Genomic DNA, 26,176 nt, shown 5'->3' with positions numbered 1-26,176 from the left:
GGGCCACCGGGATCTAGCCTGGCCCAATGGTGGTCGACTCGCAGGCGCCCGAACTGGTGGATTCCGACTTCGTCGCGATGATGCGCGCCTCCCATCTGTGCGTGCTCATCCACGACGCGACGACCAAGAACATCCTGTGGGCCAACCCGGCGGCCTGCGCGCTGCTGGAGTGGAGCGTCACCGAGCTGCGCCCGCTGAAGGCCAACCACATGAGCAGCTCCGCCCAGCAGTACGACCGGGTGATCGGCCGGGCGTGGCTGCACGAGGCGGTCGAGAACGGCATGAGCCGCATCGAGTGGCACTACCGGTCCAGGTCGGGCCGGGTCATCCCCACCGAGGCGATCGCGGTGCGCGTCGAACTGGCCCAGGGACCTGCGGTGATGGTGCAGTTCCGGGACGTCGAGCGGGAGCAGCGCGTGGAGCGCGAGCTGCGCCAGACCACCTCCTACGTCGACGCGCTGGCGCGGCACACCTCGACGGTCGCGTTCATGCTCGACTCGGCCGGCGCGATCCGCTTCGCCACCGACACCGCCCTGGCGCACCTCGGCCTGTCGGGTGACGCGGACCCACCCGTCGGGCTGCTGCTGGAGTCCCACGCCCGGCTGCGCCGCGACGGCACCGAGGTCAGCTGGCAGCAGGCGGCGGCCGCGGCCGACCCGGTCGAGCCGGTGCGGCTGGAGATCCCGGGCGCCGAACCGGTGACGCTGGAAGGCAGCCTGGAGCGGCTGCGCGACGTCGACGCGTTCCTGATGATCCTGCACGACGTCTCCACCCGGGTCCGCGGCGAGGAGCGGCGCGAGCTGGAACTGCGCCACGAGAACTACCTGGCCCGCTACAACGCGATGGGCGACATGGCGATGGCCATCGCCCACGAGCTCGGCCAGCCGCTGGCCGCGGCGGCGAACTTCATCGCCGGGGTGCACGCCCGCGCGCAGGTGCTGGAGACCTCCGGACAGGTTCCGGAGGGCACGACCGGGCAGCTCGCGTACGGGCTGGACAGCGCGAACCGGCAGATCGACCGGGTCTCGGCGATCGTGAGCGCGCTGCGGTCGTTCGTCGGCCACCTCGAGCACGTCGAGCAGGTCGCCGACCTCAACGCGGTGATCGACGAGTGCCTGTACTTCGTGCGGTTGCGCGCCGCGGCCGTCGGCGTGGAGGTCGAGGTGCGGTTGAGCGAGCTACCGGTGCTGGTGCGCTGCGAACGGGTGCTGACCGGTCAGGTGGTGCTCAACCTGTGCTTCAACGCCATCGACGAGATCGTCGAGGGCGATGCCGAGCACCGGCGGATCGAGCTGGTCACCGAAACCCGGGACGAAGGCGGCACCGTCACCGTCGCCGACCGGGGCCGGGGTGTGCGCAAGGACGTGTTCGCCGAGTCGTTCACCAGCAAGGAGCACGGCAGCGGCATCGGGCTCGCGCTGAGCTACCGCATCATCAACCGCCAGCACGGCTCCATCTGGTGCCGCCCGAGAGACGGTGGCGGCTCGGTGTTCGGCTTCTCGCTGCCCTCGGCCGCGCCCTCAGAAGACGGGCTCTAGTCGCATGCCCAAGGAGCGGCCGCACGGAGTCCTAGGGGAAAGCTTCAGGCCGCGCCGAGGAATCCTCGATACCCGCAAGCCCTCCGGCGGCCGTAGTTTCGAGAGGAACCATCGGGGAGGAGGCACCGTGGCGGATCTGACGCCCGCCCAGCGGGAGTTCCGCGCGGCGATGGCGAACCTCTCGGCCGGGGTCAACATCGTCACCACCGACGGCCCGAGCGGACGCGCCGGCATCACGGTCAGCGCGGCCTGCTCGGTCACCGACGACCCGCCGACGATGCTGGTGTGCGTGCACCGCGCGAGCCGCGCCCACGACGTGCTGGCGGGCAACGAGCGGATCTGCGTCAACGTCCTCGGCTCGGGCCAGCAGGACCTGGCGCTGCGGTTCGCGGGCGCGACCGGGCTGCCGATGCACGAGCGGTTCGCCGGGGTGGTCTGCGACTTCGCGGAAGTGCCCGTGCTGCGCGACGCCGCCGCGTCGGTCATCGGGCGCCTCGGGCAGGTGCGCGCGCAGGGGTCGCACTCGGTGATGTTCGTCGAGGTCGAGCGGGTGATCACGCGCTCCGGCAGCGGCGCTCTGGTGTACTTCCAGCGGGAGTTCCACAGCCTCGCGGGAGCACATCGTGGATGACCGCAACATGACGCTGACCTGCTACAACGACACCCACGGCTACGGCTGGCGGCACGTCGACCTGTTCGTGCACGACGCCTCCGGCCGCGAGGTCGAGTGGGTGCACTGGCTGGTCCACGCCGACGGACCGGAGGCCGCCGACGCGGCCACCGCCGAGGTGGAGCCGCTGCTGCGCCGCACCTCGCCGTGGCGGCACGGCGTCAGCGCCTCCGGCATGGACCACTGGGTCGCCGACGCCGAGTGGGAGCGACCGTGACGACGTGGAACCCGTGGTCGCTGCGCGAGCTGGTCACCGACCTGGCCGCCGGGCGCACCACCTCCGCCGAGGCGCTGGAGCGCAGCCGCAGCAGGATCGCCGAGACCGACCCCGTGCTGCGCGCGTGGGTCGAGCACCTGCCCGAACCCGCGCTCGCCGACGGCCCGCTGCGCGGAGTTCCGCTGGCGGTCAAGGACATCATCGACGTCGCAGGTGCGCCCACCCGATGCGGCTCGGCGCTGCGCGCCGACGCCCCGCCCGCGATCGCCGACGCCGCGATCGTGCGGGAGTGGCGGAACGCCGGGGCCACGCCGATCGGCAAGACCGTGACCACCGAGTTCGCGTTCTTCTCCCCGGGGCCCACCCGCAACCCGGCCGCGCCCGAGCGCACCCCGGGCGGGTCGTCCAGCGGATCGGCCGCAGCCGTGGCGTCCGGGCAGGTCCCGCTCGCGCTCGGCTCGCAGACCGCGGGCTCGGTCACCCGGCCCGCCGCGTTCTGCGGCGTCGCCTCGCTGGTGCTCGGCCACGGCAGGTTCCCGACCGACGGCGTCGTGGGACTGGCCCCGAGCCTGGACTCGCACGGCGTGTTCACCGCCTCGACCGGCGACCTCGCCCTGGCCTGGTCGGCGCTCACCGGCACCCCGGAACCGCCCTCGAACCGCGCACCTCGCCTGCTGCGCTGGAACGCCTCCGCGCTGGGCTTCGTCGACGACGCGATGAACGCGGCGCTGGAGAAGACCTGCACGTCCCTGACCGGCCGGGGCGCTGTGGTCACCGCCTTCCCGGAGGAGCAGCTCGTCGCCGAACTCACCGAAGCGCACCCGGTGGTCATGGCCTACGAGGCGGCGCGGGAACGCGCCGACGAACTCGCCGCGGCCGACGAGCTCAGCGACCACCTCGCGACCCTGCTGCGCACCGGAGCGGCCATCACCGACACCGAGTACGACGCGGCTCGGCGAGTCGTCGGCGAGGCGGGCCGGCACCTGGCGCGGCTCACCGAGTCCTGCGACGCCATCATCGGTCCCGCCGCCCCGGGGCCCGCTCCGCGCGGGCTCGACGCGACCGGCGACCCGGTGATGAGCCGCGCCTGGCAGGCTCTCGGCCTCCCGACGGCCACCGTCCCCGGCCTGCGCGATGACAGCGCAGTGCCGTTGGGAACCCAGCTCATCGGCCACCACCACGGCGAAACCGCCCTGCTGGCAACGGCTCGGGGAGTCGAAGGGGCCTAGACCTCCACCCCGTGCTGGAGGAGGTCCCGGACGAGCGTGCCCAGGCTCTCGGATTCGGTCTTGGCCTTGATGCGGGCACGGTGCACGTCAACGGTCTTCACGCTCGTGCCCAGGTCGCGGGCGATGAGCTGGCTCGACCGCCCGTCCACGACCAACCGCAGCACCTCCCGCTCGCGCGGCGTCAGCAGGGCGACCCGCTCGCGCACGCGCAGCCGCTCGGCGTGGGCGGTGAAGCACTGCTCGGCCTCGCGCAGCTGGTCCTGGACGACGTCGAGCATGCGCTGCGGCTCGTAGGGCTTCTCCAGGAAGTCCACCGCGCCCAGGCGCATCGCCCGCACCGACATCGGGATGTCGCCGTGCGCGGAGCAGAAGATCACCGGCGCCGGGTACTCCCGCTCGGACAGCTCCTCCTGCAGCTGGAACCCGCTCAGCCCCGGCATCCGGACGTCCACGATCACCACGCCGGGCTCGCCGGGATCGAACTCGTCGAGGAACCCGGCGGCGTCCGGGTAGGTCAGCGCCTGAACGCCGACGGTCTGCAGCAGGAACACCAGCGACCGCCGGTGCGCCTCGTCGTCGTCGACGATGTGCACCACCGGCGCGGAAAGCGTCGTCATCGTCCCTCCAGGCGAACCAGGGGAAGACCAAAGCTGTCGAGGGGTTGCTTTGCTCAGCGGCGCGGGTAGCGGAACCTGGGCGGCGCTGTGGACTCCGCGCGCCACTCCTGATGTATGCCAATACACGGCGTCGCGGCGTGCTCGCCACAGCACCGCCCAGAACCCGCGGCGGTGCGAGCTGAGTCCCACACCTGAAACAGCGGCTCCGCCGCACGCCTGAGCAGATCCTAGGCACGTGGTACGAGATCTGGATAGGTCCGTTGGCGTTAGTCCCGGAGGAGCACCGAGGTCGTCGGGTGGTCGGAGGCGAAGCGGTCCGGGAGGGGTGCGATGAACACGTTCTCCGTGCGCGTGCGGGTGATCTTCCAGCCCTCGGGCTGCCGGCGGAAGGCGTTGTTGAGCCGGCTCGAGCGCAAGAGGCCGCTGCCATCGGCGAACAGCCAGGGCTGCACGTGGATCCACAGCCCGGTGGCCTCATCACCGCTCACGTGGATCTGCTCGGAGGTCAGGTAGTGCGCGTTGAGCAGCAGCGCCGGGTCCCGCTCCCGGCTCCAGAACCGCTCGAAGTGCGCCCGGATCGCCGCGTGCCCCTCGGCGCGGCCGAACTGCCCGTCGTAGTGCTCGCCGACGCCCTCCCAGACCGCGTCGGAGGCGTAGAGCTCCATGATCGCGTCGATGCGCTCGGCGTCGTCGCGCACCGCGAACTCCGGGCACGGCGAGTCGCACAGGAACATGTAGCGGGCCTGAACGCGGCGGATGTCGGCCTCGGCCTCCAGGACCTCGATTCGCCTGGTCAGCGCGGCGATGGTCGACTCGGTCATCGGACTCCTCTCGTGCGGGCGGGCGCGGTCTCGGGCAGGCGGAGCAGGCACAGCAGGGACACCAGCAGACCCGCGGCGACGTACCAGCCGACCGACGTCGAGCTGCCGGTCATGGCGATCAGCCGGTTGGCGATCATCGGCGCGAACCCGCCGCCGAGCACGCTGCCGATCTGGAACGCCAGACCCACGCCGGACTGCCGCTGCTCGACGGTGAACAGCTCCGAGTAGTAGGTCAGCAGCGGTCCCCACAGGAATCCACCGATGGTGAACCCGATGATGACCGCCAGGCCCACCGCGAGCGGCGTGCCGATGTCGGCGATCCGGAACATCACCAGCGCGTACACCAGCGCACCCACCGCGCCGGAGATCATCACCGGTTTGCGGCCCACCCGGTCCGACAACCAGCAGGCGAGCACGATCGTGATCGCGTGGCACAGCAGTCCGATCATGCTGCCGATCACGATCGGCTGACGGGGCAGCGCGAGCCCCTGCGGTTCGGCGGCCGTGGCGTAGGACAGCATGAACGTCGCGAGGATGAACATGTTGGCGTTGAGGCCCAGGTTCACCCCGGCGGCCAGCAGCAGCCGCCTCCAGCCGTCCCGGAACACCGCCAGCAACGGCACCTCGCGCCCGCGGGCGAGGGCGACGAACTCCGGTGTCTCGTCGATGCCGCGCCGCGCCCACACTCCGAGCACCAGCACGAAACCGCCGATCAGGAACGGCACCCGCCAGCCCCAGTCGATCACGGCCTGCATCGGCATCAGCAGCACCAGCGCGAACGCCAGGTTGGCGAGCAGCTGACCGAGCGGCGAGCCCATCGTCGCGAACGACCCGTACAGCCCTCGCCGGTGCGGCGGAGCGTGCTCGACGGCCAGCACCGCGGCCCCGCCGATCTCCCCGCCGCGCGCCAGCCCGTGCAACATGCGCAGCGCGATCAGCAGCATCGGTGCGGTGATGCCGATCGCCAGGTAGGACGGCAGCACGCCCATCAGCAGCGTCGAAGAACCCATCACCACGAACGTCAGCTGCAGCGAGAACCGGCGCCCGTAGCGGTCACCGATCCACCCGAACAGCAGCGCCCCCAGCGGGGTGAGCAGGAAGCCGACCGCGAAGGTCGCCAGCCCCAGGAACGAGCCGAACCACTCGTCGCCGCTGATGAAGAAGATCTGCCCGAACACCAGGGCCGCGGCCGTGCCGTAGATGGCGAAGTCGTAGAACTCCAGCGTGGAACCGACCCCGCTGGCCAGGCCGATCCGTCTGACACCGGCGCGCGTGGCGCCCTTCTCACTGAGCACGGGCATGGCGAGTCCTGTCGGTCGAGGAGACGGACGCGTCCGCGTTGTCGCTCAACGCTAGGGACGGCCCCGAGGCGCCGCCATTGGAGATTTCCCGACCGGGGACTAGGGGAATCCCTTACCGCAGCGCCGCCGCGCGGATCGCCAGAAGCAGTGGCAGCGAGCCGGATTCCCGCAGCGGCTGCGGAAGGCTGGGCGCCTCCAGGACGTTGGTGCCCGCGCGCAGCTCACGGCTCATCGTCGCCAGGTCGATGTCGAAGAAGTCGAGCTTCGAGCCGGGGATGTTGTTGCTGGCCACCGAGAGCAGGGTGATGCCGAAGAACTCCGGCTTGGCGCCGCGGTCCATCCAGCGCGCGAAACCCGTGAGCTCGGTCCCGGCGACGGAACCCCCGGTCAGCCCGGTCTCCTCGCGCAGCTCGCGCTCCATGCCGGTGACCAGCACCTCGGCCAGGTCGCGGCGGGACGAGCCGTCGGCGGTGATCAGATCGCGCGGCTCCAGCGAGCCGCTGCCCGAGGGATCGCCGTCGCCGACGATCAGCAGCAGCCCGTCGGTGGTGAACGCCAGCGTCGACACCCCCACGACGTCGGCGAGCTCACCGGCGTCGAGGCCGCGCAACCGGCCCGCGGTGTCGGTCAGCAACCTCCGCCGCAGGTCGAACTCCGCGCCGGATTCCCGGTCGGTGATCCGCATCCCGCACAGCTCGTTGGAGCACTGGAAGTCGAAGTAGCGAGTCCGGTGCAGCCGCACCTCGGCGTCACCGCTGCCGGGCAGCGGGTCCGAGCGCAGACCCACCACGGGACCGTTGAACAGCGGCCGGTCCGCGGAGTGCAGGGTCGGCAGGTGGGGGGCGGTCGCGCGCAGCTCCGGCGCCGGCCGGTAGGGCTGCTCGGCGATCCGCACCGCGAAGCGGCGTTCCCGCACGGCGCGGTCGATCTCGTCGCTGAGCAGCGCCGTCCCGACTCCGGGCAGGTGGCTGTAGACGGCGGCGGGGTAGGAGACAGGGGCACCGATCTCGGCGTGCGGGAACGGCTCCGAAGCGGGGGTGAACTCATGCTCCGACCAGCGGCGGTGCAGTCCGCGCAGGTCGCCGGTGAGCGTGATCAGGCCCAGCGCCAGCGAGATCAGCGCCAGGACCACACCCACCGCGACCGGCAGCACCACGACCGCGCCGAGCAGCGCTCCCAGCGCCACGACCAGCAGCGGCCACTCGCGCGCCGCCAGGTACCACGCGTAATCGGACCGGGACCGGACCCGCCGCACCAGCTTCCGCACGTCCACTCCCCGAACTCAAGATCAAACCCGATCACCCTAACCCAACCGAATCTCAACCCGATGTCGAATCCAGCTCGCCAGGACCGCGGGGTGGCGACGCACGAACGTGTCAGCAACGGGTGCACCCCCGGTTTCGGGTCCGGATTGTCGGGTGTGGTCGGTAGCGTCACGCTCGTAGCTGGGATGGGGCCGATCGGGGGTAGTCGGAGATGCCGGACGTCGCAGTCGAGGCCGCGCGCTTCATCGCGGGTCATGCCGGGGAGCCGATCACCCTGGCCGACGTCGCCGACCACGTCGGCTACAGCCCGTTCCACCTCGCCCGCGCGTTCGAGCGCGCCCACGGCCAGCCGCCCGGGAGATTCCTGGCCGCGCACCGCTTCCAGCGGGCCAAACGGCTGCTGCTGGAGACCGACGAACGCGTCATCGACATCTGCTGCGCGGTCGGCTTCAGCTCCGTGGGAACGTTCACCCGCCGCTTCACCGCCGAGATCGGCCTGTCCCCGGTGAGCTTCCGCAGGCTGCCCGACCTGCTCAGCGACGCGCCGCCGCGCCCGGTGCTGGTACCCGGTGACGACGACGCGGGCGGTGTCGTCACCGGCCAGGTCCACCTCGACACCGCGGCGCGCATCGCGCTCGGCGGTGCCGCCGCCATCTACGTGGGGCTGTTCGCGCAGCGCGCCCCGCGCGGTGTTCCGATCGTCGGGGCGCTGCTGGACGAGCAGGGGCGCTTCGCGCTCACCGGGATCCCGCGGGGGACCTACTGGGTGCTGGCGACCGCCTTCGCCGCCCGGGCCGACCACGCGCAGCAGCTGGTCCCCGGCTGGAACGTCGTCGGTGGCTCACCCGTACCGCTGGTCATCGCCCCCACCCGGCCTCCGGAGCACCGCGAGATCACCTTGCAGGTCGTCCCGCCGTGGTCGGCCCCGGTGCTGGTGGCGCTGCCGCCGCTGGCCGCTCCGATTGCGCAAGATCGGAGAAGACAACCCCTCGCAGCGGGCCTACCTTGAGCGTGACACCAGCCTTGACCAGCGCAGGGAGCCACTCATGAGTCGTGTCCGAGTCCTCGTCGGCACCCGCAAGGGAGCGTTCATCCTCACCGCCGACGGCAAGCGCGAGTCGTGGGAAGTCGACGGCCCGCACTTCGGCGGCTGGGAGCTCTACCACCTCAAAGCCTCCAAGGTCGACCCCGACCGCCTGTTCGCCTCCCAGTCCATGGGCTGGTTCGGGCAGCAGATCCAGCGCTCCGACGACGGCGGGCGGAGCTGGGAGCCGGTCGACAACCACTTCTCCTACGACGGAACGCCCGGCACGCACCTCTGGTACGACGGGACGCCGAGGCCGTGGGAGTTCACCCGCGTCTGGCACCTGGAACCCTCGGCCACCGACCCGGACACCTTCTACGCCGGAGTCGAGGACGCGGCGCTGTTCCGCACCACCGACGCCGGCCGCAGCTGGCACGAGCTTCCCGCGCTGCGCGAGCACGAATCGGCGCCGAACTGGCAGCCGGGTGCGGGCGGCATGTGCCTGCACACGATCATCCAGGCGCCGAACAACCCCGACCGCTTCTACATCGCGATCTCGGCGGCGGGCGCGTTCCGCACCGACGACGGCGGCAAGTCCTGGCTGCCGATCAACAAGGGCCTGCAGTCCGGCCAGATCCCGGACCCGGACGCCGACGTCGGCCACTGCGTGCACCGCCTCGCGCTGCACCGCGACCGGCCGGACGTGCTGTTCATGCAGAAGCACTGGGACGTGATGCGCAGCGATGACGCGGGCGAGTCCTGGTACGAGATCAGCGGCGACCTGCCCAGCGACTTCGGGTTCCCGATCGACGTGCACGCCCACGAGCCCGACACCGTCTACGTCGTGCCGATCCTCAGCGACGAGCAGCACTTCCCGCCGGAGGGCAAGCTGCGCGTGTACCGCAGCCGGGTCGGCGGCAACGAGTGGGAACCGCTGACCAACGGCCTCCCGCAGGAGAACTGCTACGTCAACGTCCTGCGCGACGCCATGGCCGTCGACGAGCTGGACGACTGCGGGATCTACTTCGGCACCACCGGCGGCGACGTCTACGTCTCGCCTGACTCCGGCGACACCTGGCGGCCCATCGTCAACAACCTGCCCTCGGTCCTGTCGGTGGAGGTGCAAACGCTGCCTTGACCACTCCCCGCCCCAACGGACGTGGAGTCCTCCTGGCTCGCGCCGGGAAGTTCCTGATTCACCGCCGGTCGCCCCATCCGGGAGGTTTCCCGTTGAGGTCGTACACCCGCTCCACAGGCCGACACCGCCAGCCCGGCGGCCACAATGTTTCGTGCGGCGTTGATGTCCCGGTCGTGCCGTGCCTCGCAGACGCCACAACTCCATTCCCGCACGCGCAGCGGCAACGAATCAGTGAGTGCACCGCAGTTCGAGCACGTCTTGGACGAGGGGAACCAGCGGTTGATCAGGACCAGCTCTCGCCCGTACCAGGCGCACTTGTACTCCAGCACCGACCGCAGCTCGGCCCACGACGCATCACCGATGACACGGGACAAGCGGCGGTTCTTCATCATGTTGCAAACGGAGAGGTCGTCGATCACGAACCGTTGGGTTGTCACGGACGAGCGGAGTGGTGACCTTGTGCAGGTTGTCGCGACGCCGGTCGGAGATCCGAGCACGGATTCGGGAGAGACCATGCGCGGGTCCTGGCGTCCAGAGCGAGGTTGTAGACCTTCCGGACACCCCCGAATGTGCGCAGCAGTTCCTTCTTCTGCGCTTCGGTTGGGTAGAAGCGGTATTTGAAAGGCCGCTTCACCTCCGTTTCGCTCCTGATCACAAGTTAGCAACTGTCAGTACCGGGGTTGATCTCGGGTTTGGAAGAGCCGGGGTTCCCCGCCCCGAGTCTTTCAGGCCGAAGTGCCTGCCGATTGGAGACGCCATGATCCGCATCTTGCTTCCCGCGCACCTGCGCACGCTGGCGAAGATCCCCGAGCACGAGGTGACCGTCGAGGTCGACGGCATCCCGACGCAGCGGCTCGTGCTCGACGCCCTGGAGGCCCGCTACCCGGCGCTGCGCGGCACGGTCCGCGATCACGACACCAAGAAGCGGCGCGCGTTCATCAGGTTCTTCGCCTGCGAGCAGGACCTGTCCAACGAGCCGCTCGACGACCCGCTGCCCGAGGAGGTCGCGGTCGGCAAGGAGCCCTACATGATCATCGGAGCGATGGCCGGCGGCTGATCGCTAGGGTGGCGGGATGAGGGTTCACCACCTGGATTGCGGTCCGATGCGGCCCTTCGGCGGCCGGTTGATCGACGGCGGGGGTTCGGTGCTGCGCCGGGCGCGGATGGTGTGCCACTGCCTGCTGATCGAGACCGAGAGCGGATTGGTGCTGGTCGACAGCGGTTTCGGCAGCGCGGACTCCGACCCGGCGCGGACCTCGCTGCCGAAGGCGTTCCGGATGCTGATGAACCCGCAGCTGGATCCGGCGACCACCGCTGTCGCGCAGGTCAGGCGGCTCGGGTTCGACCCGGCCGACGTGCGGCACGTCGTGCTCACCCACCTCGACCTCGACCACGCGGGCGGACTGCGGGACTTCCCGCGGGCCAAGGTGCACGTCCACGGCCTCGAACTGCGCGCTGCCACCGGAAGTCCGGACATGCGCTACCGCAAGGCGCAGTGGGCGCACGGACCCGACTGGGCCGTCCACGAGGACCGTTCCGGGCAGGACTGGTTCGGGTTCGAGGCGGTGCGCGAACTCGACGGTCTGCCCGAGGAGATCCTGCTCGTCCCGCTCGGCGGCCACACCACCGGTCACGTCGGCGTCGCCGTGAACGCGGGCGCGCGGTGGTTGCTGCACGCGGGTGACGCGTACTTCTGGCAGGGGGAGATGTCGCAGCCCCCGCACTGCCCGCCCGCGCTGCGCGCCTTCCAGCGGGCGATGGCGGTGGACAACCGCGCGCGGCTGAACAACCAGAGCCGGCTCCGCGACCTCGCGGGCGAGGTCGACGTCATCTCCGCGCACGACCCCACCGGCTTCGACAGCCACGTGCGAGCCTGAGCCGACGCTTCTCGACGGAACCGGCGCCCAGCGCGTTCACCGGTCGGCGGCCAGCACTGCGGCGAGTCCTTCTCGCAGGTCCTCGACGAAGAGCTCGGGAACCTCGAGCGATGGGAAGTGCCCGCCGACCTCGGGTGACCTCCAGCGGACGAGCCGCCGGTACCGCTCCTGCGCCCACGGGCGCGGGCACTTCTCGACGTCGCGCGGGTACGTGGTGATCGCTGACGGGACGTCGACCCGCAGTTCGGGGTCGAGGGAGTTGTGGCTCTCGTAGTAGATGCGGGCCGCCGATGCGCCGGTCCGCGTCAGCCAGTACAGGGTGACGTCGTCGAGAACCCGGTCCACGGAAATCGTTTCGAAAGGGCTGCATTCGGTGTCCGACCACTCGGCGAACTTGTCGAGGATCCAGGCGAGGAGTCCGACCGGGGAGTCGACGAGCGAGTAGCCGATGGTCTGCGGCCGGGTCGCCTGCTGCTTCGCGTACGCCGCGCGGTGGCGCCAGAAGTGGCGGGTTTCCTCGGCCCACCTGCGCTCGGTCGCCGACAGCCCGTCCGTCGTCAACCCGGGCGGTCCTTCCGCGAAGGTCGTGTGGATGCCGAGGACGTGCGCCGGGAACCTTCCGCCGAGAACCGTGGTGATGTTGCCGCCCCAGTCGCCGCCGTGGGCTGCGAACCGGTCGTAACCGAGCCTTCCCATCAGTTCCGCCCACGCGGCCGCGATCTTCTCGGTCCCCCACCCGGTGGTGGCCGGCTTGTCGCTGTAACCGAAGCCCGGGAGCGATGGGACGACGACGTGGAACGCGGGCGCGTCACCATCTTCCGGATCTGCCAGTTCGTCGACCACGTCGACGAACTCGGCGACGCTGCCCGGCCAGCCGTGCGTCATGATCAGCGGAGTGGCGTCCGCGCGCGCGGATCGGCGGTGCAGGAAGTGGATTCCCAAGCCCTCGATGGTGGTGCGGAACTGGCCGATGCGGTTCAGGCGCTCCTCGAACGACCGCCACTCGTACCCGGTGCGCCAGTGGTGCACGACGTCGACGAGATCGGCGAGCGGAACGCCCTGCTCCCAGCGGCGAGGTGTCGTCTCCTCCTCCGGTAACCGAGCCGCTGCCAAGCGCGCGCGCAGATCGTCGAGATCGGCGTCGGTCGCGCGGGCTTCGAACGCCTGCACGTCGCTGGTGGGACTGGGCATGAGGACCTCCTGGCCATCGCAGAACCGGCCGTGACCTGTGGTGAACCGGCTAAGGTGGTTCTAGCAGTCCGCGCATCGACGTGCAACCAGCCACCTCGGTCGACCGGGCCGCCGGAGCTAAGGTGGTTCCATGCGTGCTGGTTTCCCCGACTTCCGCCTCGGTACCGAGCTGGCGACCGGCTTCACGGCGACCCTGACGGAGCGGTGCGGTGACGCCGTTGAGCGGATCCCCACACCGCAGCGACTCGCCGACTGGCTGGCGGTGAGCGGCCTGGCCGTGGACTCCTGCACCGACGACCAGCTCGAACTCGCGCGGGAACTGCGGGAATCGATCCACGCCGCCGCGACAGCCGCCGCGCTCCACGAGGCCCTTCCGGCCTCAGCCGTCCACGTCATCAACGAGCGCAGCCTTCGAGGTCAGGCCGCGGCCGTCCTGACGCCCGAGGGGCATCGTCGGTGGCGGCTGAGCTCGGCTTCCAGCGTGGAAGACGCCCTGAGCGTGATCGCCGCCGACGCGATCAGCATCATCGCGGGTGAACGAGACGGGAAGTTGGCGTTGTGCGCCTCGCCGACCTGTCGGGCCGCGTTCTTCGACACCAGCCAGAGCCGCACCCGCAAGTGGTGCGACATGAACACGTGCGGGAACCGCCAGAAGAAGGTGCGCTTCAACGCCCAGCGAAAGAACGCGACCGGCGCGCGGACGGGTACCGGCTGAGCCGATCCGGGGACTTCGACGCGGACGCGAGGGCTGCCGGGTTTCCGGAATTGGTTTGACCGCTCAGCGGCGGCGCCCGCAGACTGGTGCGCGGTCTGGATCGATGCTGGGGGTTGTGGTGGCGGTCGAAACGCGCGCCGATTCCGGTGTGCTGCGTGCTCGCAACGCCGTTGCCGTGGTGTTCGCGCTCAACGGGTTCGCGATGGCCAGCTGGATGTCGCGCATACCGGAGGCGCGCGACGCGCTGTCGGTTTCGCCGGGGGAGCTGGGCAGGTTGCTGCTGGCGATCTCCGTCGGATCGATCCTCGCGCTGCCGCTGGCGGGAGCCCTGGTGCACCGCTTCGGCGCCCGCGCGGTCATCACCGGCGCCGCCGTGCTCGACGCCGCCGGAGTGGCGCTGGCCGGCACCGGTGCGGGGGTGTTCGGCGACGTCTGGGTCACCGCTGCGGGCCTGTTCGCGTTCGGGCTGGGCACGGGCGTGTGGGACGTGGCGATGAACATCGACGGCGCCGCGGTGGAGCGCCGGATCGGCCGCACCATCATGCCGCGCTTCCACGCGGGTTTCAGCCTCGGCACCGTCGTCGGAGCCGGGGTGGGGGCGGCCTGCGCCGGGTTGGGCGTGCCGATCGTGGTGCACCTGGTCGGTGCGGCGGCGCTGGTCGCGGTGGTCCCGGCGTTCGCGGCACCGTCCCTGCTGCCCGCGCACGACGACGAGGGGGAGGAGTCGCCCGGCGGCGGGATCGTCCGCGCCTGGGCCGAACCGCGAACCCTGCTGGTGGGGTTGATGGTTCTGGCGATGGCGCTGACCGAGGGCACCGCCAACGACTGGCTGGGCGTGGCGCTGGTCGACGGCTACGGCATCCCGCCGTGGCTCGGTGCGGTCGGTTTCGCGGTGTTCCTCAGCGCCATGACCGCCGGTCGCGTGGTCGGCACGATCCTGCTCGACCGCTTCGGCCGCACGAAGGTCCTCTGGGCCACCATGGCCACCGCCGGGATCGGCGTGCTGCTGGTGGTCTTCGGAACCTGGCTCCCGCTGGTGTTCCTGGGCGCCGCGATCTGGGGAATCGGTGCGTCCCTGGGATTTCCGGTGGGGATGAGCGCGGCGGCCGACGACCCGGCCCGCGCGGCGGCCCGCGTCAGCGTCGTCTCCACCATCGGCTACACGGCGTTCCTCGCGGGCCCGCCGCTGCTGGGCTACCTCGCCGACCACGTCGGCACGCTGCACGCCCTGCTGCTGGTCGCGGCCCTGCTGGTCCCGTCCGCCCTGGCCGTTCCGGCCGCGAGACCACCCGCGCACGAGCCCGGCTAGGCCTCGACCTCGGACCGGTCGCCGCCCCACAGGGTGTGGAAGGTGCCTTCCCGGTCGGTGCGGCGGTAGGTGTGGGCGCCGAAGAAGTCCCGCTGCCCCTGCGTGAGCGCCGCCGGGAGGCGTTCGGCGCGCAGCGCGTCGTAGTAGGCGAGGGCGGCGGCGGAACCCGGTGCGGGGACGCCTTGTTCGGTGGCCGCGACGAGCACCGCGCGCCAGTCGTCCTGGGCTTCGGCGATCTCCGCCGCGAACTCCTCGTCGGAGAGCAGGCTCGGCAGGTCGGGTCGGTTGTCGTGGGCCGCGCGGATGCGGTCCAGGAACGCCGCGCGGATGATGCACCCACCGCGCCAGATCGCCGCTATGGCACCGAGGTCCAGCCGCCAGTCGTACTCGGCGCTGCCCGCGGCGATCTCGTGGAAGCCCTGCGTGTAGGACACGATCTTCGACGCGTACAGCGCCTGCTCGACCTTGTCGGCGAACCTCGCCGCCTCGGCGTCGCCGAGCGCTCGCGGGGTGGGGCCCGTCAGGCCGCGGGACGCCTCGCGCAGCGCGGTGTGCCCGGACAGCGAGCGGGCGAACACCGCTTCGGCGATGCCCGAGACCGGCACGCCCAGTTCCAGCGCCAGCTGCACCGTCCAGCGCCCGGTTCCCTTCTGCTCGGCCTGATCGGCGACCACGTCGACGAACGGTTTTCCCGTCGCGGCGTCCACGTGGGACAGGACTTCGGCGGTGATCTCGATCAGGTAGGAGTCGAGCCTGCCGGTGTTCCAGGCGCGGAAGATCCCGGCGATCTCCTTCGGCGGATACCCGGCGACGTCGCGCAGCAGCTGGTACGCCTCGCCGATGAGTTGCATGTCGGCGTACTCGATGCCGTTGTGCACCATCTTCACGAAGTGCCCGGCCCCGTCCGCGCCCACGTGCGTCACGCAGGGTGCGCCGTCGGCGGCCTTGGCGGCGATCGTCTCCAGCATCGGGCCGAGCGAGGCGTAGGACTCCGCTGAACCACCGGGCATGATGCTCGGGCCGTGCAGCGCGCCTTCCTCCCCACCGGAGATGCCGGTGCCGACGAAGTGGATGCCCTGCTCGCGCAGCTCCTGCTCGCGGCGGCGGGTGTCGCCGAAGTGCGCGTTGCCGCCGTCGATGATCACGTCCCCGGAGTCCAGCAGCGGTGCGAACTCGCGGATCACCGCGTCGGTGGGGTCACCGGCCTTGACCATGACGACCAGTCGTCGCGGCCGTTCGAGCGCCGCCACGAAGTCCTCGGCGGATTCGGCCGGGACGAACGTGCCCTCGTGGCCGAACTCGTCGACGAGCTCGCGGGTTCTGGCGGGGGTGCGGTTGTGCAGCGCGACGGCGTAGCCGTTGCGCGCGAAGTTGCGGGCCAGGTTGCGGCCCATGACCGCCAGTCCGCTGACCCCGATCTGCGCTGTGGTGCTCATTCGCGTGACTCCCGTGGTGACGTCGGTTCTCGGCGGGGGCTCAGCTGCTCGCGGCCGGTTCCGGGACGTCGAGCGGGTGCAGCAGCGAGGTCTCGTCGCGGCCCCAGGAACCCAGCAGGTGGTCGGCGAGCCTGCCTTCGAGGAGTTCGGTGGCCCGGACGCCGAAGACGACGTCCTCGGCCAGCTGCGGTTCCCGGTCGAGCAGGTCGCCGATGACGTCCCGGCGCACGACCTGCTCGTGCACCGCGTCGGCCTCGACGTGCTCGGTGAAGAAGTGGACGCACTCCTGCGCCGCCCCGAGCCTGTCCAGGGCCTTGGCGAGGCGCTGCGCGCTGGGCGCCGTGGTGATCTCGGCGGCGGCGAAGTGCCCGACCAGCGCACCGCGCAACCCCTGGTGCAGGCCCAGCAGCGACATGAGGTTGACGATGGCGATCTGCGGCGCGGGCACCACGTCCAGGTAGTGCAGGTAGTCGGCGGACAGCCCGGCGCCGCTCAGCAGGTCGGCGAAGAGCTGGGCGTGGACCCGCTCGCCGCGCCCGCCGCCGAACTCGTCGAACTCCACCGCCACCAGCGACGCCTTCGCCTGGCCCTGCAGGCGCGGGATGACCCACGCGTGCGGGTCGGCCTCCTTGAGGTGGTAGATCGAGCGGTGCGCGAAGTACTCCCGCACCTGCCACCACTGCCCGCGGTCGCGCAGGTGGTGCGAAACTCCGTTGCCGGGAACGGGTTCCACGAGCAGCTCGTCGAGCACGGCCGTGACGTCGTCGGAGGCGTCGGTGCCGGCGCGCAGCGCGTCCAGGAAGACGCGTTCGAGCTCGCCGCGCAGGGCCAGCAGGCCCGGGTCCCACTCCCATTCCGGCGAGACGCCGTCGAACCCGCGGTAGTGCAGCTCGTAGCAGGTGTGCAGGGCGATCGAGAGGTCCTGGCCCCAGGGGTCGCAGTCGTGCGCCAGCTCCGGGGGTGGCGCGGGGGCCGGAGGTTCCCGGAGGAGCGTGGCGGTGACGGCGGCGGACAGCGGTCCGCGCGGTTCCGGCAGGCTGGTCATCGCACCTCTCTCTCGACTCGGATTGCTGCGAGCAGCGCCCGATCACCTCGGGCCGCCGCCGCGCGTTGTCGGCGCGCGCCGGTACCGCAGTGCAGCAGTCCGGCGACGAGCTTGCGGACCGTCGCCAGCTCGCGGTTCTCCTCGAGTTCGGTTGCGGCCCAACGGATCATCCGGTGCACCAGTTCGGCGGACCGCACCCGGCGCCGCGCCACCAGGTCGATGCCCGGCCCGTCGAGGCCGTGGCGGGCCGCGGTCCACACGGCCGCCTGTTCGAGGCGCGGATCGATCTCCGGCGCCTCCCGTCCGGCGTCCAGCTCGCGCTGCGCGGTCCGCACCAGGGCCCGGGTCACCACCGCTTGCAGCAGGGACTCGCCCACGGTGGTGGCCGCGTCCGCGACGCGCAGCTCGACCGTCGGCAGGTGCGCTGACGGCCGCGCCAGCCAGAACGACATGGCCTCGTCGACGAGGACTCCGCACTCGACCAGCCGCGCGACGTGCTCGTCGTGCTCGGCCGCCGAGCGGAACCGCGGCGGGATTCCCGAGCCGGGGAACCGGGTCTGCTGCACCAGGCGCCAGCTCGCGTAGCCGGTGTCGGCCCCGAGGTGGAACGGCGAGTTCGCCGACATCGCCAGCAGCGACGGCAGCCACGGGTGCAGGTGGTTGATCACGGCCACGGCCTGCTCCCGGTCGGGAACGCCGACGTGCACGTGGCAGCCGCAGGCCTGGTAGTCGGTGACCACCGCGCGGTAGGTCTCGGCGATCCGGTGGAAGCGCGCGCCGGGTGAGATCGCACCCGGTTCGCCCGGGAACGGCGGTGTCCCGGACGAGATCAGCGCCAGCCCTTCGGCGTGCGCCGCGCGGCTCATCCGCTCGCGCGCGGAGCGCAGCTGTCCGCCCAGCTGCGCCGAGGAGGTGCACACGCCGGTGGCGGCCTCGGCCTGGCTGGTCAGCAGTTCGGGGTGGAAGCCGTGCTGCGGATCGAGGTCGGCCGCTCCGGCCAGCACCGCCGGAGCTCGTCCGGACGGCGCGCCGCTCTCCGGCCCCACCACGAGGAACTCCTCTTCGACGCCGAAGGTGCGCGAGGGTTCGGTGGCCCGTTCGACCGCCGGCTCGGCGTTCTCGACCGCGGGAGTGTTCACCGACGAGCTCCTCCCCGTGGCTGCGATCCGGCCTGCATGGCGTTGCTTTCCCTGGTGAGGCCGTGGTCAAACCTCGGAGCTCGTGGTTTGCGAGTCGGCGGTGGCGGAAACCTCTCGGCCATGAGATTGCTGAGGACCTCGGCCGTGTACCGGCCGCAGGGTGACACCTGGCTGCTGGCGCGGGCTTTGAGCGATGCCGGGATCGAGCCGGGCGGCCGGGTGCTCGACGTGGGAACCGGGACCGGTGCGCTGGCGCTGGCGGCGGCGCGCATCGGCGCCGCGGAGGTGACGGCCGTGGACGTCTCGCTCGCGGCCGTCGCGGTGGCGGGTGTGAACGCCTGGCTGCGCGGCTTGCCGGTGCGCGCGGAGCGGGGCGATGCGCTGGCGCGCGACTACCCGGATCCGTTCGACGTGGTGCTGGCCAACCCGCCCTACGTCCCTGCGCAGGGATCCGACCCACCGCGAGGTGCGGCGCGTGCGTGGGACGCCGGGTACGACGGCCGCGCGGTGATCGACCGGCTGTGCGTTCGCGCGCCCGAACTCCTGGGCGGTGGCGGGACGCTGATGCTGGTGCAGTCCGATCTGGCCGACGTGGAAGCGACGTTGGTGCGGCTGCGCGCCGGGGGTTTGAAAGCCGCTGTGGTGGACCGCCAGGCGCAGGCGTTCGGCCCGGTTCTCGACGAGCGGGCGGCCATGATGGAGGAACGCGGGCTGATCCGGCGCGGGCAGCGCAGCGAGGAACTGGTGGTGATCCGTGCGGACCGGCCGCGCTGACCCCGACCTCCGGCGGGTCACGGTCGTCCCCGGCGGGCCGATCCTCGTCGAAGGTCCCGTGCGGCTGGTGCTGGCGGACGGGACCACAGTGGATTCCGACCGGTTCGTGGTCGCCGTCTGCGCGTGCCGCCGCAGTCAGAACTACCCCTTCTGCGACACCAGCCACCGCCGCAAGGTGCGCGACGCGTGACCGCCGCGCCGAACCGCTCGACGTTTCGCGAGCAGGGTTCCCGGGTAAGCAGTGGTCTCCCGAGGATGAGGAGGGTGTTCAGATGTCTGCGATGGACAAGGCCCGCCACAAGGTGGAAGAGGCCGTGGGCAAGGCCAAGGAGAAGCTCGGCAGTGCCGCGGGCGATCGCCGGACCGAGGCCGAGGGCAAGACCGAGCAGACCAAGGGCAACCTCAAGCAGGCCGGTGAGAACACGAAGGACGCCTTCCGCCAGGACGGGTGACTCCCAGCACCGGTCCGGGGAGTCCGCGACTCAACCGGTTTCCCCTCGGCGGGGGCTGATGGCGAGCCCCCGCCGAGTCACGCCCGCAACCTCCCGAGGAGGCTCCCGATGCAGGAGCAGGACTTCCCGCTCCCGGACTACGACCAGTTGTCGACGGGGTCGCTGCAGCACATGATCCGGTCGCTCGGCCAGGACGAGCTGAAGCGCGTGCTGGACTACGAGCAGGAGCACAACGCTCGCCCGCAGGTCGTCGAGATGATGGGCCAGCGGCTCGAGGAGCTCCGCCGCGGCGCGCAACCCGGATCGGGGGAGCACCGGGCGGAACCGGCGGAGGCGCAGGGCTCCGCGAAGGGTTCGCCGGTGACGCCGGCCGGGGCACCCGAAGCGATGCATCCGCTGCGGCACGGAAACCACAACCGTCCCGGCAGCACGTAGCCCGGGCGAGCCCGCTGACCGGGAAGGACGCGCGCGAGGTAGCGCGGAGACCTTCACCGGCGCAGCCCCGCGTCCTCGGGCAGGACGTCGGGGCCTGGCGCGGCTGCGATCATCGCCGACCAGCCGCGCGACCGCGCCTGATGCCGCGCGTTCGCCCAGGTCAGTCGCTCGTCTTGAGCTTCTTCATGATCAGGTGTGAGTCGACCCTGGCCACCGCGCGCAACGCCATGAGCTTGGTCGTGAGGAAGGTTTCGAAGGTCGGCGAGTCCTCCACGGCCACGCGGATGAGGTAGTCGGGGCGGCCGAACAGGCGGTGCACCTCGATCACCTCGTCGTAGGCGGTGATCGCGCCTTCCAGCTCCTCGACGGTCTGCAGGTCGTTGATGCTGATCTCGACCGAGACCATGACCTCGAAGCCGCGACCGGTGGCGGCCGGATCGATGCGGGCGCGGTAGCCGGTGATGATCCCCTCGGACTCGAGGCGCTTGACCCTGCGCAGGCACGGGGCGGGTGTGAGGCCGACCCGTTGGGCGAGCTCGACGTTGGTCAACCTGCCGTCCTGGCTCAGATGAAACAATATTGCGCGATCCAGGGCATCTATCGACATCGCGTTGCTCCCAGGCTCGGAAACCGGGCACGTACGGCAACCACATTACTGCGTTCGCCACCTAAAATTGCAGCCATGCCTGCTGTCCTGGTCGCTGAGACCGCTTCCTCGCCGCGCGCCGACCTGCGGGGTGCTCTGCGCGATTCGAGCTCCGTGGGGCTCGCGATGATCCCGCTGGGCATCGCGTTCGGACTGCTCGTGGTGCACGCCGGTCTGGACTGGTGGTGGGCGACGGCGTTCGCGGCCCTGATCTACGCGGGCTCGCTGGAGTTCCTGCTGATCGGCCTCGTCGTGGCCGCCGCGCCGCTGGCGAACGTCGCGGTGACCGCGCTGCTGGTCAACTTCCGGCACGTGTTCTACGCGCTGTCCTTCCCGCTGCACCGAGTGCGCAGCCGAATCGGCAAGGTGTACAGCACTTTCGCGCTCACCGACGAGGCGTACGCGCTGTCGACCGGGCCGGCGGCGCAGGAGTGGAGCGGCAGGCGGATCGTGTGGTTGCAGGTGCTGCTGCACGTCTACTGGGTCGCGGGCGCGACGCTGGGCGCGCTGTTCGGGGCGCTGGTGCCGTTCCGGCTCGACGGTCTCGACTTCGCGCTCACCGCGCTGTTCGTCGTGCTGGCCATCGACGCCTACCGGGCGCGTCGCAGCGTTCCCGTTCCGGCGCTGGCGATGGTCTGCGCGCTGGTGAGCGCGCTGCTGTTCCCCGAGCAGATGCTGCTGGTCTCCCTCGGGCTGTTCACCGCCTGCCTGCTGGCGAGCCGGATCCTGCTGCGGAAGAAGGGCGTCGATGCCTGACCCGATCCACATCGCCGGCGCGGTGGCCGTGTCCGTCGCCGTCACCTGGGCGTTGCGGGCCTTGCCGTTCGCCGCGCTGGCACCGCTGCGCAGCAGCGCGACCGTGCACTTCCTCGGCTCGCGGATGCCGGTCGGCGTCATGGTGATCCTCGCCGTCTACACGCTGCACGACACCCGGGCCTTCGCCTACGCGCCGACCGCGCTGTCGCTGGCGGCGACGATCGGGTTGCACCTGTGGAAGCGCAACCCGGTGCTGAGCATCCTCGGCGGAACCGCGGTCCACGTGCTGCTGACCAGCGTGGTCTTCGCTCAGTCCTGATAGGTGCGGTAGGCGGCGACGAGCTGGGTCTCGGCGGCGTCGAAGTACGCGTCGAGCTTCTCCGCCGCGGCCTCCCGGTGCCCGGCCGTGAGCAGGTCGGCGATCTCCCGGTTGAACCCGAGGTAGGGCTTGTGGAACTCCTCCGGGCGCGACATGACGTGGAACGCCAGGCGCAGCTCCGCCAGCAGCTGGCGCATCGTGTCGTTGACCCGGGGGCTGCCCGCCAGCGCCGCCAGCGCCTCGTGGAAGCGCATGTTCGCCGTGCCCACGTCCCACCAGCGCTCCTCGGTCGCCGCGCGCTCGCCGTCGCTGACGGCGCGGTCGACCGCTGAGACCAGGTCGGGGTTCTCGCCGCGGCGCACCGCGCTGGTCTCCAGCAAGCGGCGGATCCGGTAGAGGTCGATGACGTCCTCGGCGGAGAGCACCCGGACGAACACGCCGCGGTGGAACTCGTGCACCAGCAGCCGTTCGTGCACCAGCAGCCGGAAGGCTTCGCGCAGCGTGTTGCGGGAGACCGCGAGGGCCTTGCCCGCGCTCTCCTCCGACAGCCGGGTGCCGGGGGACAGGGCGCCGTCGATGATCCGCTGCCGCAGCACGTCGGCGACCCGCTCGGCGGTGCTGGTGCGGTCGAGCAGCGCCCGGTCGGCCGCCAGCAGGTCAGCCCACGGATCGGTCGCGGTCAAGCCGGCTCCCTGTGCAGTAGGTGCAGGTGATCAACAGTTTAACGGGAAAGTTCCAAACGGGGTATTGCGGGATTGTTCAACAATTCTCTATGTTGTTCCGAACCACAGCCACCGCGGGATCGGAGTGCCATGACCGAGACGAGCACACCCCGGCAGAACGGATCGAAGGGGAAGCGCAGCACGCTGCTCGGTGCGGTGTTCCTGATGGCCACCAGCGCCATCGGGCCCGGCTTCATCACCCAGACGACCCAGTTCACCACCCAGCTCGGGGCCGCCTTCGCCTTCGCGATCCTGGTGTCGATCCTGGTCGACATCGCCGTCCAGCTGAACGTCTGGCGGGTCATCGGCGTCTCCGGCATGCGCGCCCAGGACCTGGGCAACAAGGTGCTGCCCGGCCTCGGCTACGTGATGGCCGCGCTGGTGGTCTTCGGCGGGCTGGTGTTCAACATCGGCAACATCGCGGGGACCTCGCTGGGCCTGGACGCGCTGTTCGGGCTCGACGCCAAGATCGGTGGCACGCTGTCCGCGGTGATCGCGATCGGCATCTTCCTCAGCAGGCGCGCGGGTGTGGCGATGGACCGCATCGTCGTGGTGCTGGGGATCGTGATGATCGCGCTGACCGCCTTCGTCGCGTTCTCCTCCGCGCCTCCCGTCGGTCAGGCGCTCGTGCAGGCCGTGTGGCCGAGCGAGGTCGACTTCCTGGCCATCACCACGCTCATCGGCGGCACCGTCGGCGGCTACATCACCTACGCCGGGGCGCACCGGCTGGTCGACGCCGGCGTGACCGGCCCGGACCAGATCACCGACGTCAGCCGCAGCTCCGTGGTGTCGCTGCTGGTCACCGGTGTGATGCGGCTGGTGCTGTTCCTCGCGGTGTTCGGCGTGGTCGCCGGCGGCGTCGCGCTCAGCTCGGCCAACCCGACCGCCGAGGCGTTCCAGCACGCGGCCGGTGAGATCGGGGTGCGGCTGTTCGGCATGATCCTCTGGGCTGCCAGCATCACCTCGGTCGTCGGCGCCGCCTACACCTCGGTGTCGTTCCTGGTGACCTTCTCCCGCTCGCTGGAGAAGGCCCGCAACTGGCTGGTCGTGGCGTTCGTGGCGATCTCCGCGCTGGTGTTCGTGCTGCTGGACCAGGCACCCACCACACTGCTGGTGCTGGCCGGTGCGCTCAACGGACTGATCCTTCCGGTGGGCTTCGGCGTGCTGATGTTCGTGGCAGCCCGGCGCGGCGACCTGCTCGGCGGCTACCGCTACCCGCGCTGGCTGCTGGTGATCGGAGCGGTCGCTTGGCTGCTGACGGTCTACCTGGGCGTGAACTCGGTCGGCGGCATCGCAGCGCTGTGGAAGTGAGGACGACGATGGATCTCAACGCGGACCTGGCCGAAGGTTTCGGCCGCTGGGAACTCGGCGACGACGAAGCGCTGCTGGGCGTGGTCACCAGCGCCAACGTGGCCTGCGGCTTCCACGCGGGCGACTCCGTGGTGATCCGCGCGGCGGTGACCCGGGCCGCCGAGCGCGGCGTGGCCGTCGGTGCGCAGGTCGGCTACCGGGACCTGGCCGGGTTCGGCCGCCGGTTCATCGACGTGCCGCCGCGCGAGCTGACCGACGACGTGATCTACCAGATCGGCGCGCTGGCCGGCTTCGCCCGCGTGGCGGGCACCGAGGTCGGCTACGTCAAGCCGCACGGCGCGCTCTACAACGCGATCGTGCACCACGCCGAGCAGGCCGCCGCCGTGGTCGAAGCGGTCCGCGCCTACGACCCGGGGCTGGCCGTGCTCGGCCTGCCCGGCTCGGAGTGGCTCTCGCAGGCCGAGCAGGCCGGGCTGCGGACCTTCCGCGAAGCCTTCGCCGACCGCGCCTACACGCCCGAGGGCACCCTCGTGTCGCGGCGCGAACCCGGAGCGGTGCTGCACGACCCCGAGGAGATCGCCCAGCGCTGCCTGAAACTCGCCGCGGGCGAACCGATCCGGGCCGTCGACGGCAGCGAGATCGAGGTGCGCGCCGACTCGATCTGCGTGCACGGCGACAGCCCGGGAGCGGTCGCCATCGCCCAGGCCGTGCGCGACCGGCTCAGCGGGGCCGGCGTGGTGCTGCGGCCGTTCGTGGCGGGAGGGAGCTGATGCGCTTCCTGCCCTGCGCCGACTCGGGGCTGCTGATCGAACTGGCCGATCTGCAGGAGGTGCACGCGCTGTACGCGGCGCTCGCCGACTCACCGCCCGAAGGCGTCATCGACCTCGTCCCGGCGGCGAGGACGCTGCTGCTGCAACTGGATCCGCAGCGCTCCGACGTCAAGGCGATCGAGGCCGCGGTGCGCGCCGTCGAACCGCGCGGCGGACTGCGCGAGGAGGGCGAGCAGCTGGAGGTGCCGGTGGTCTACGACGGCGCCGACCTCGCCGAGGTGGCCCGGCTGACCGGACTCACCGAGCGCGAGGTCGTCGACAAGCACACCGCAGCGGAGTGGAAGGTCGCCTTCGGCGGATTCGCACCGGGTTTCGGCTACCTCAGCGGCGGTCCGCAAGACCTGGTGGTGCCTCGGCGGTCCGAGTCGCGCACCGCCGTTCCCGCCGGAGCCGTGGGGCTGGCAGGCGCCTTCAGCGGCATCTACCCGCGCGAGTCGCCCGGCGGCTGGCAGCTCATCGGACACACCGACCTGCAGATTTTCAGCATCGACCGCGATCCGCCCGCGCTGCTGCGCCCGGGTGTGCGAGTGCGGTTCCGGGAGATCGGATGACACTGGAAGTCCTGGCCACCGGCCCGCTCGCCACCGTTCAAGACCTCGGCAGGCCGGGCCTGGCGGGGATCGGCGTGGGCACCTCCGGTGCCGCCGACGCCGTTTCGCTGCGACTCGCGAACCGCCTGGTGGGCAACGAGGAGAACACCGCCGCCATCGAGGTCACCTTCGGCGGGCTCGTCGTGCGCCCCACCCGCGACGTGACCGTGGCGCTCACCGGAGCACCGTGCCCGATCGCGGTCGACGGTCGAGGCGCGGCGGCGAACGCGGTGCTGCGCGTGCCCGCCGGGGCCGAGCTGCGGCTCGGCGTCCCGGCGATCGGGTTGCGCAGCTACCTCGCGGTGCGCGGCGGCATCGACGTCGAACCGGTGCTCGGCTCGCGCTCCACCGACGTGCTCTCCGGCCTCGGCCCCGACCAGCTCCGACCCGGCGCCGTGCTGCCGATCGGGCCGCCGCCCGCGCGGTTCCCGGTCGTGGACGTCGCGCCCGTCGCCGGTCCCGCCGAGGAGGTCGTGCTGCGGGTCCGGCCGGGTCCGCGCGCCGACTGGTTCACCGACGAGGCGCTGGAATCGCTGGTCAGCGCGCCGTACGAGGTCACCTCCGAGAGCAACCGGGTCGGCATGCGCCTCGACGGGCCGGTGCTGGAGCGCAGCCGGACCGAGGAACTGCCCAGCGAAGGCATGGTCGCCGGCGCGCTCCAGGTGCCGCCGCTGGGAACACCCACGCTGTTCCTGGCCGACCACCCCGTCACCGGCGGGTACCCGGTGATCGGCGTCGTGCCGGCCGCCGACGTGGCCAAGGCCGCGCAGGCGCGACCCGGCCAGCACGTCCACTTCCGCTGCATCTGA

The 26,176-nt window shown here is 71.2% G+C and carries 32 protein-coding genes; 20 read left to right on the top strand and 12 right to left on the bottom strand.

Translation table 11 applies throughout. The annotated features are described in order from the left end of the window. Positions 1-26 precede the first annotated feature (26 nt). From E1202_RS07555 to E1202_RS07540, 4 genes are all read left to right on the top strand, one after another. On the top strand, positions 27-1,538 hold the full coding sequence (locus E1202_RS07555) for a PAS domain-containing sensor histidine kinase (RefSeq protein WP_132681837.1): 1,512 nt from the start codon (positions 27-29) through the stop codon (positions 1,536-1,538). A gap of 127 nt (positions 1,539-1,665) precedes the next feature. Beyond that, the gene (locus E1202_RS07550) at positions 1,666-2,169 is read left to right on the top strand and encodes a flavin reductase (RefSeq protein WP_132681836.1); all 504 of its coding nucleotides are present in this window, start codon (positions 1,666-1,668) and stop codon (positions 2,167-2,169) included. Beyond that, a complete protein-coding gene (locus tag E1202_RS07545) occupies positions 2,162-2,425 on the top strand; it encodes a hypothetical protein (RefSeq protein WP_235877833.1) in 264 nt (87 codons plus the stop codon). Before E1202_RS07550 ends, E1202_RS07545 begins: the two co-directional genes overlap by 8 nt. Next, positions 2,422-3,654, top strand: a complete 1,233-nt coding sequence (locus E1202_RS07540; protein WP_207918498.1) for an amidase — start codon at positions 2,422-2,424, stop codon at positions 3,652-3,654. Before E1202_RS07545 ends, E1202_RS07540 begins: the two co-directional genes overlap by 4 nt. Here E1202_RS07540 and E1202_RS07535 read toward each other — a convergent pair. From E1202_RS07535 to E1202_RS07520, 4 genes are all read right to left on the bottom strand, one after another. Beyond that, positions 3,651-4,271, bottom strand: coding sequence for a response regulator transcription factor (locus tag E1202_RS07535; protein ID WP_132681834.1), 621 nt, complete (start codon positions 4,269-4,271; stop codon positions 3,651-3,653). The genes E1202_RS07540 and E1202_RS07535 overlap by 4 nt on opposite strands. A 266-nt stretch (positions 4,272-4,537) precedes the next feature. Next, positions 4,538-5,092 (bottom strand): nuclear transport factor 2 family protein, encoded by a 555-nt coding sequence (locus E1202_RS07530; RefSeq protein WP_132681833.1) that lies wholly within the window; start codon positions 5,090-5,092, stop codon positions 4,538-4,540. Next, positions 5,089-6,393 carry an MFS transporter gene (locus tag E1202_RS07525; protein ID WP_132681832.1) on the bottom strand — a complete coding sequence of 435 codons (1,305 nt, stop codon included), beginning with the start codon at positions 6,391-6,393 and terminating at the stop codon, positions 5,089-5,091. The genes E1202_RS07530 and E1202_RS07525 overlap by 4 nt, the downstream gene beginning before the upstream one ends. A gap of 112 nt (positions 6,394-6,505) precedes the next feature. Continuing rightward, positions 6,506-7,660: a hypothetical protein gene (locus E1202_RS07520; RefSeq protein ID WP_132681831.1), complete on the bottom strand. Its 1,155-nt coding sequence runs from the start codon at positions 7,658-7,660 to the stop codon at positions 6,506-6,508. A 209-nt stretch (positions 7,661-7,869) separates the two neighbouring features. On the opposite strand from E1202_RS07520, the gene E1202_RS07515 reads away from it, so the two are divergent. Further along, the gene (locus tag E1202_RS07515; RefSeq protein WP_132681830.1) at positions 7,870-8,667 is read left to right on the top strand and encodes a helix-turn-helix domain-containing protein; all 798 of its coding nucleotides are present in this window, start codon (positions 7,870-7,872) and stop codon (positions 8,665-8,667) included. 37 nt (positions 8,668-8,704) lie between these two features. Next, positions 8,705-9,820, top strand: coding sequence for a WD40/YVTN/BNR-like repeat-containing protein (locus E1202_RS07510; protein ID WP_132681829.1), 1,116 nt, complete (start codon positions 8,705-8,707; stop codon positions 9,818-9,820). Here E1202_RS07510 and E1202_RS07505 read toward each other — a convergent pair. Together E1202_RS07505 and E1202_RS32920 are read right to left on the bottom strand one after the other, a co-directional pair. Continuing rightward, positions 9,730-10,209 carry an RNA-guided endonuclease InsQ/TnpB family protein gene (locus E1202_RS07505; protein WP_235877839.1) on the bottom strand — a complete coding sequence of 160 codons (480 nt, stop codon included), beginning with the start codon at positions 10,207-10,209 and terminating at the stop codon, positions 9,730-9,732. The two genes, E1202_RS07510 and E1202_RS07505, sit on opposite strands and share 91 nt — an antisense overlap. A 44-nt stretch (positions 10,210-10,253) precedes the next feature. Continuing rightward, positions 10,254-10,454, bottom strand: coding sequence for a helix-turn-helix domain-containing protein (locus tag E1202_RS32920; protein WP_207918497.1), 201 nt, complete (start codon positions 10,452-10,454; stop codon positions 10,254-10,256). Between the two features lie 123 nt (positions 10,455-10,577). On the opposite strand from E1202_RS32920, the gene E1202_RS07495 reads away from it, so the two are divergent. Together E1202_RS07495 and E1202_RS07490 are read left to right on the top strand one after the other, a co-directional pair. Then, on the top strand, positions 10,578-10,877 hold the full coding sequence (locus E1202_RS07495) for a MoaD/ThiS family protein (RefSeq protein WP_132681827.1): 300 nt from the start codon (positions 10,578-10,580) through the stop codon (positions 10,875-10,877). Positions 10,878-10,893: 16 nt separating this feature from the next. After that, the gene (locus tag E1202_RS07490; RefSeq protein ID WP_132681826.1) at positions 10,894-11,697 is read left to right on the top strand and encodes an MBL fold metallo-hydrolase; all 804 of its coding nucleotides are present in this window, start codon (positions 10,894-10,896) and stop codon (positions 11,695-11,697) included. A 36-nt stretch (positions 11,698-11,733) separates the two neighbouring features. On the opposite strand, the gene E1202_RS07485 is transcribed toward E1202_RS07490, so the two are convergent. Further along, positions 11,734-12,888, bottom strand: a complete 1,155-nt coding sequence (locus E1202_RS07485; RefSeq protein WP_132681825.1) for an epoxide hydrolase family protein — start codon at positions 12,886-12,888, stop codon at positions 11,734-11,736. Between the two features lie 130 nt (positions 12,889-13,018). Here E1202_RS07485 and E1202_RS07480 point away from each other — a divergent pair, with 130 nt between their 5' ends. Both E1202_RS07480 and E1202_RS07475 read left to right on the top strand, forming a co-directional pair. Next, positions 13,019-13,603 carry a CGNR zinc finger domain-containing protein gene (locus E1202_RS07480; RefSeq protein ID WP_132681824.1) on the top strand — a complete coding sequence of 195 codons (585 nt, stop codon included), beginning with the start codon at positions 13,019-13,021 and terminating at the stop codon, positions 13,601-13,603. A 115-nt stretch (positions 13,604-13,718) separates the two neighbouring features. After that, complete coding sequence (locus tag E1202_RS07475) at positions 13,719-14,912, top strand: MFS transporter (protein ID WP_235877831.1); 1,194 nt, start codon at positions 13,719-13,721, stop codon at positions 14,910-14,912. Here E1202_RS07475 and gndA read toward each other — a convergent pair. From gndA to E1202_RS07460, 3 genes are read right to left on the bottom strand one after another with little or no spacing between them, the layout of a single operon-like run. After that, a complete protein-coding gene (gndA, locus tag E1202_RS07470) occupies positions 14,909-16,348 on the bottom strand; it encodes an NADP-dependent phosphogluconate dehydrogenase (protein WP_132681823.1) in 1,440 nt (479 codons plus the stop codon). The two genes, E1202_RS07475 and gndA, sit on opposite strands and share 4 nt — an antisense overlap. A gap of 40 nt (positions 16,349-16,388) precedes the next feature. After that, entirely contained in the window at positions 16,389-17,393 is a 1,005-nt protein-coding gene (locus E1202_RS07465) for an iron-containing redox enzyme family protein (RefSeq protein WP_132681822.1), read from the bottom strand. Continuing rightward, entirely contained in the window at positions 17,390-18,532 is a 1,143-nt protein-coding gene (locus E1202_RS07460; protein ID WP_132681821.1) for a carboxylate-amine ligase, read from the bottom strand. The genes E1202_RS07465 and E1202_RS07460 overlap by 4 nt, the downstream gene beginning before the upstream one ends. Positions 18,533-18,652: 120 nt before the next feature. Here E1202_RS07460 and E1202_RS07455 point away from each other — a divergent pair, with 120 nt between their 5' ends. From E1202_RS07455 to E1202_RS07440, 4 genes are all read left to right on the top strand, one after another. After that, complete coding sequence (locus E1202_RS07455; protein ID WP_132681820.1) at positions 18,653-19,306, top strand: HemK2/MTQ2 family protein methyltransferase; 654 nt, start codon at positions 18,653-18,655, stop codon at positions 19,304-19,306. Continuing rightward, positions 19,287-19,496: a CDGSH iron-sulfur domain-containing protein gene (locus E1202_RS07450; RefSeq protein ID WP_132681819.1), complete on the top strand. Its 210-nt coding sequence runs from the start codon at positions 19,287-19,289 to the stop codon at positions 19,494-19,496. The genes E1202_RS07455 and E1202_RS07450 overlap by 20 nt, the downstream gene beginning before the upstream one ends. 82 nt (positions 19,497-19,578) lie before the next feature. Then, entirely contained in the window at positions 19,579-19,758 is a 180-nt protein-coding gene (locus tag E1202_RS07445) for a CsbD family protein (RefSeq protein WP_132681818.1), read from the top strand. A gap of 108 nt (positions 19,759-19,866) precedes the next feature. Beyond that, the gene (locus E1202_RS07440) at positions 19,867-20,193 is read left to right on the top strand and encodes a hypothetical protein (RefSeq protein WP_132681817.1); all 327 of its coding nucleotides are present in this window, start codon (positions 19,867-19,869) and stop codon (positions 20,191-20,193) included. Positions 20,194-20,353: 160 nt separating this feature from the next. Here the strand turns inward: E1202_RS07440 and E1202_RS07435 are convergent, their stop codons facing one another. Further along, entirely contained in the window at positions 20,354-20,800 is a 447-nt protein-coding gene (locus E1202_RS07435) for an Lrp/AsnC family transcriptional regulator (protein WP_132681816.1), read from the bottom strand. A gap of 75 nt (positions 20,801-20,875) precedes the next feature. Between E1202_RS07435 and E1202_RS07430 the strand changes: the two genes are divergently transcribed. Together E1202_RS07430 and E1202_RS07425 are read left to right on the top strand one after the other, a co-directional pair. Continuing rightward, on the top strand, positions 20,876-21,595 hold the full coding sequence (locus E1202_RS07430) for an AzlC family ABC transporter permease (RefSeq protein WP_132681815.1): 720 nt from the start codon (positions 20,876-20,878) through the stop codon (positions 21,593-21,595). Beyond that, positions 21,588-21,914: a branched-chain amino acid transporter permease gene (locus E1202_RS07425; RefSeq protein WP_132681814.1), complete on the top strand. Its 327-nt coding sequence runs from the start codon at positions 21,588-21,590 to the stop codon at positions 21,912-21,914. The genes E1202_RS07430 and E1202_RS07425 overlap by 8 nt, the downstream gene beginning before the upstream one ends. Here E1202_RS07425 and E1202_RS07420 read toward each other — a convergent pair. Beyond that, positions 21,905-22,597: a GntR family transcriptional regulator gene (locus E1202_RS07420; protein ID WP_132681813.1), complete on the bottom strand. Its 693-nt coding sequence runs from the start codon at positions 22,595-22,597 to the stop codon at positions 21,905-21,907. The two genes, E1202_RS07425 and E1202_RS07420, sit on opposite strands and share 10 nt — an antisense overlap. 129 nt (positions 22,598-22,726) lie before the next feature. On the opposite strand from E1202_RS07420, the gene E1202_RS07415 reads away from it, so the two are divergent. The 4 genes from E1202_RS07415 to E1202_RS07400 are packed head-to-tail and all read left to right on the top strand — an operon-like array spanning position 22,727 to position 26,176. Then, on the top strand, positions 22,727-23,947 hold the full coding sequence (locus E1202_RS07415) for an NRAMP family divalent metal transporter (protein ID WP_132681812.1): 1,221 nt from the start codon (positions 22,727-22,729) through the stop codon (positions 23,945-23,947). A gap of 8 nt (positions 23,948-23,955) precedes the next feature. Further along, positions 23,956-24,717, top strand: coding sequence for a LamB/YcsF family protein (locus E1202_RS07410; protein WP_132681811.1), 762 nt, complete (start codon positions 23,956-23,958; stop codon positions 24,715-24,717). Next, positions 24,717-25,328: a 5-oxoprolinase subunit PxpB gene (gene pxpB / locus E1202_RS07405; RefSeq protein ID WP_132681810.1), complete on the top strand. Its 612-nt coding sequence runs from the start codon at positions 24,717-24,719 to the stop codon at positions 25,326-25,328. The genes E1202_RS07410 and pxpB overlap by 1 nt, the downstream gene beginning before the upstream one ends. Continuing rightward, positions 25,325-26,176 (top strand): 5-oxoprolinase subunit C family protein, encoded by an 852-nt coding sequence (locus E1202_RS07400; protein WP_132681809.1) that lies wholly within the window; start codon positions 25,325-25,327, stop codon positions 26,174-26,176. The genes pxpB and E1202_RS07400 overlap by 4 nt, the downstream gene beginning before the upstream one ends.

Origin of the sequence: Saccharopolyspora karakumensis (assembly GCF_004349225.1) — a bacterium.
Taxonomy (GTDB): domain Bacteria; phylum Actinomycetota; class Actinomycetes; order Mycobacteriales; family Pseudonocardiaceae; genus Saccharopolyspora; species Saccharopolyspora endophytica.
Note: the sequence above shows the minus strand (reverse complement) of the source record. Positions and strands in the feature narration are given on the sequence as shown.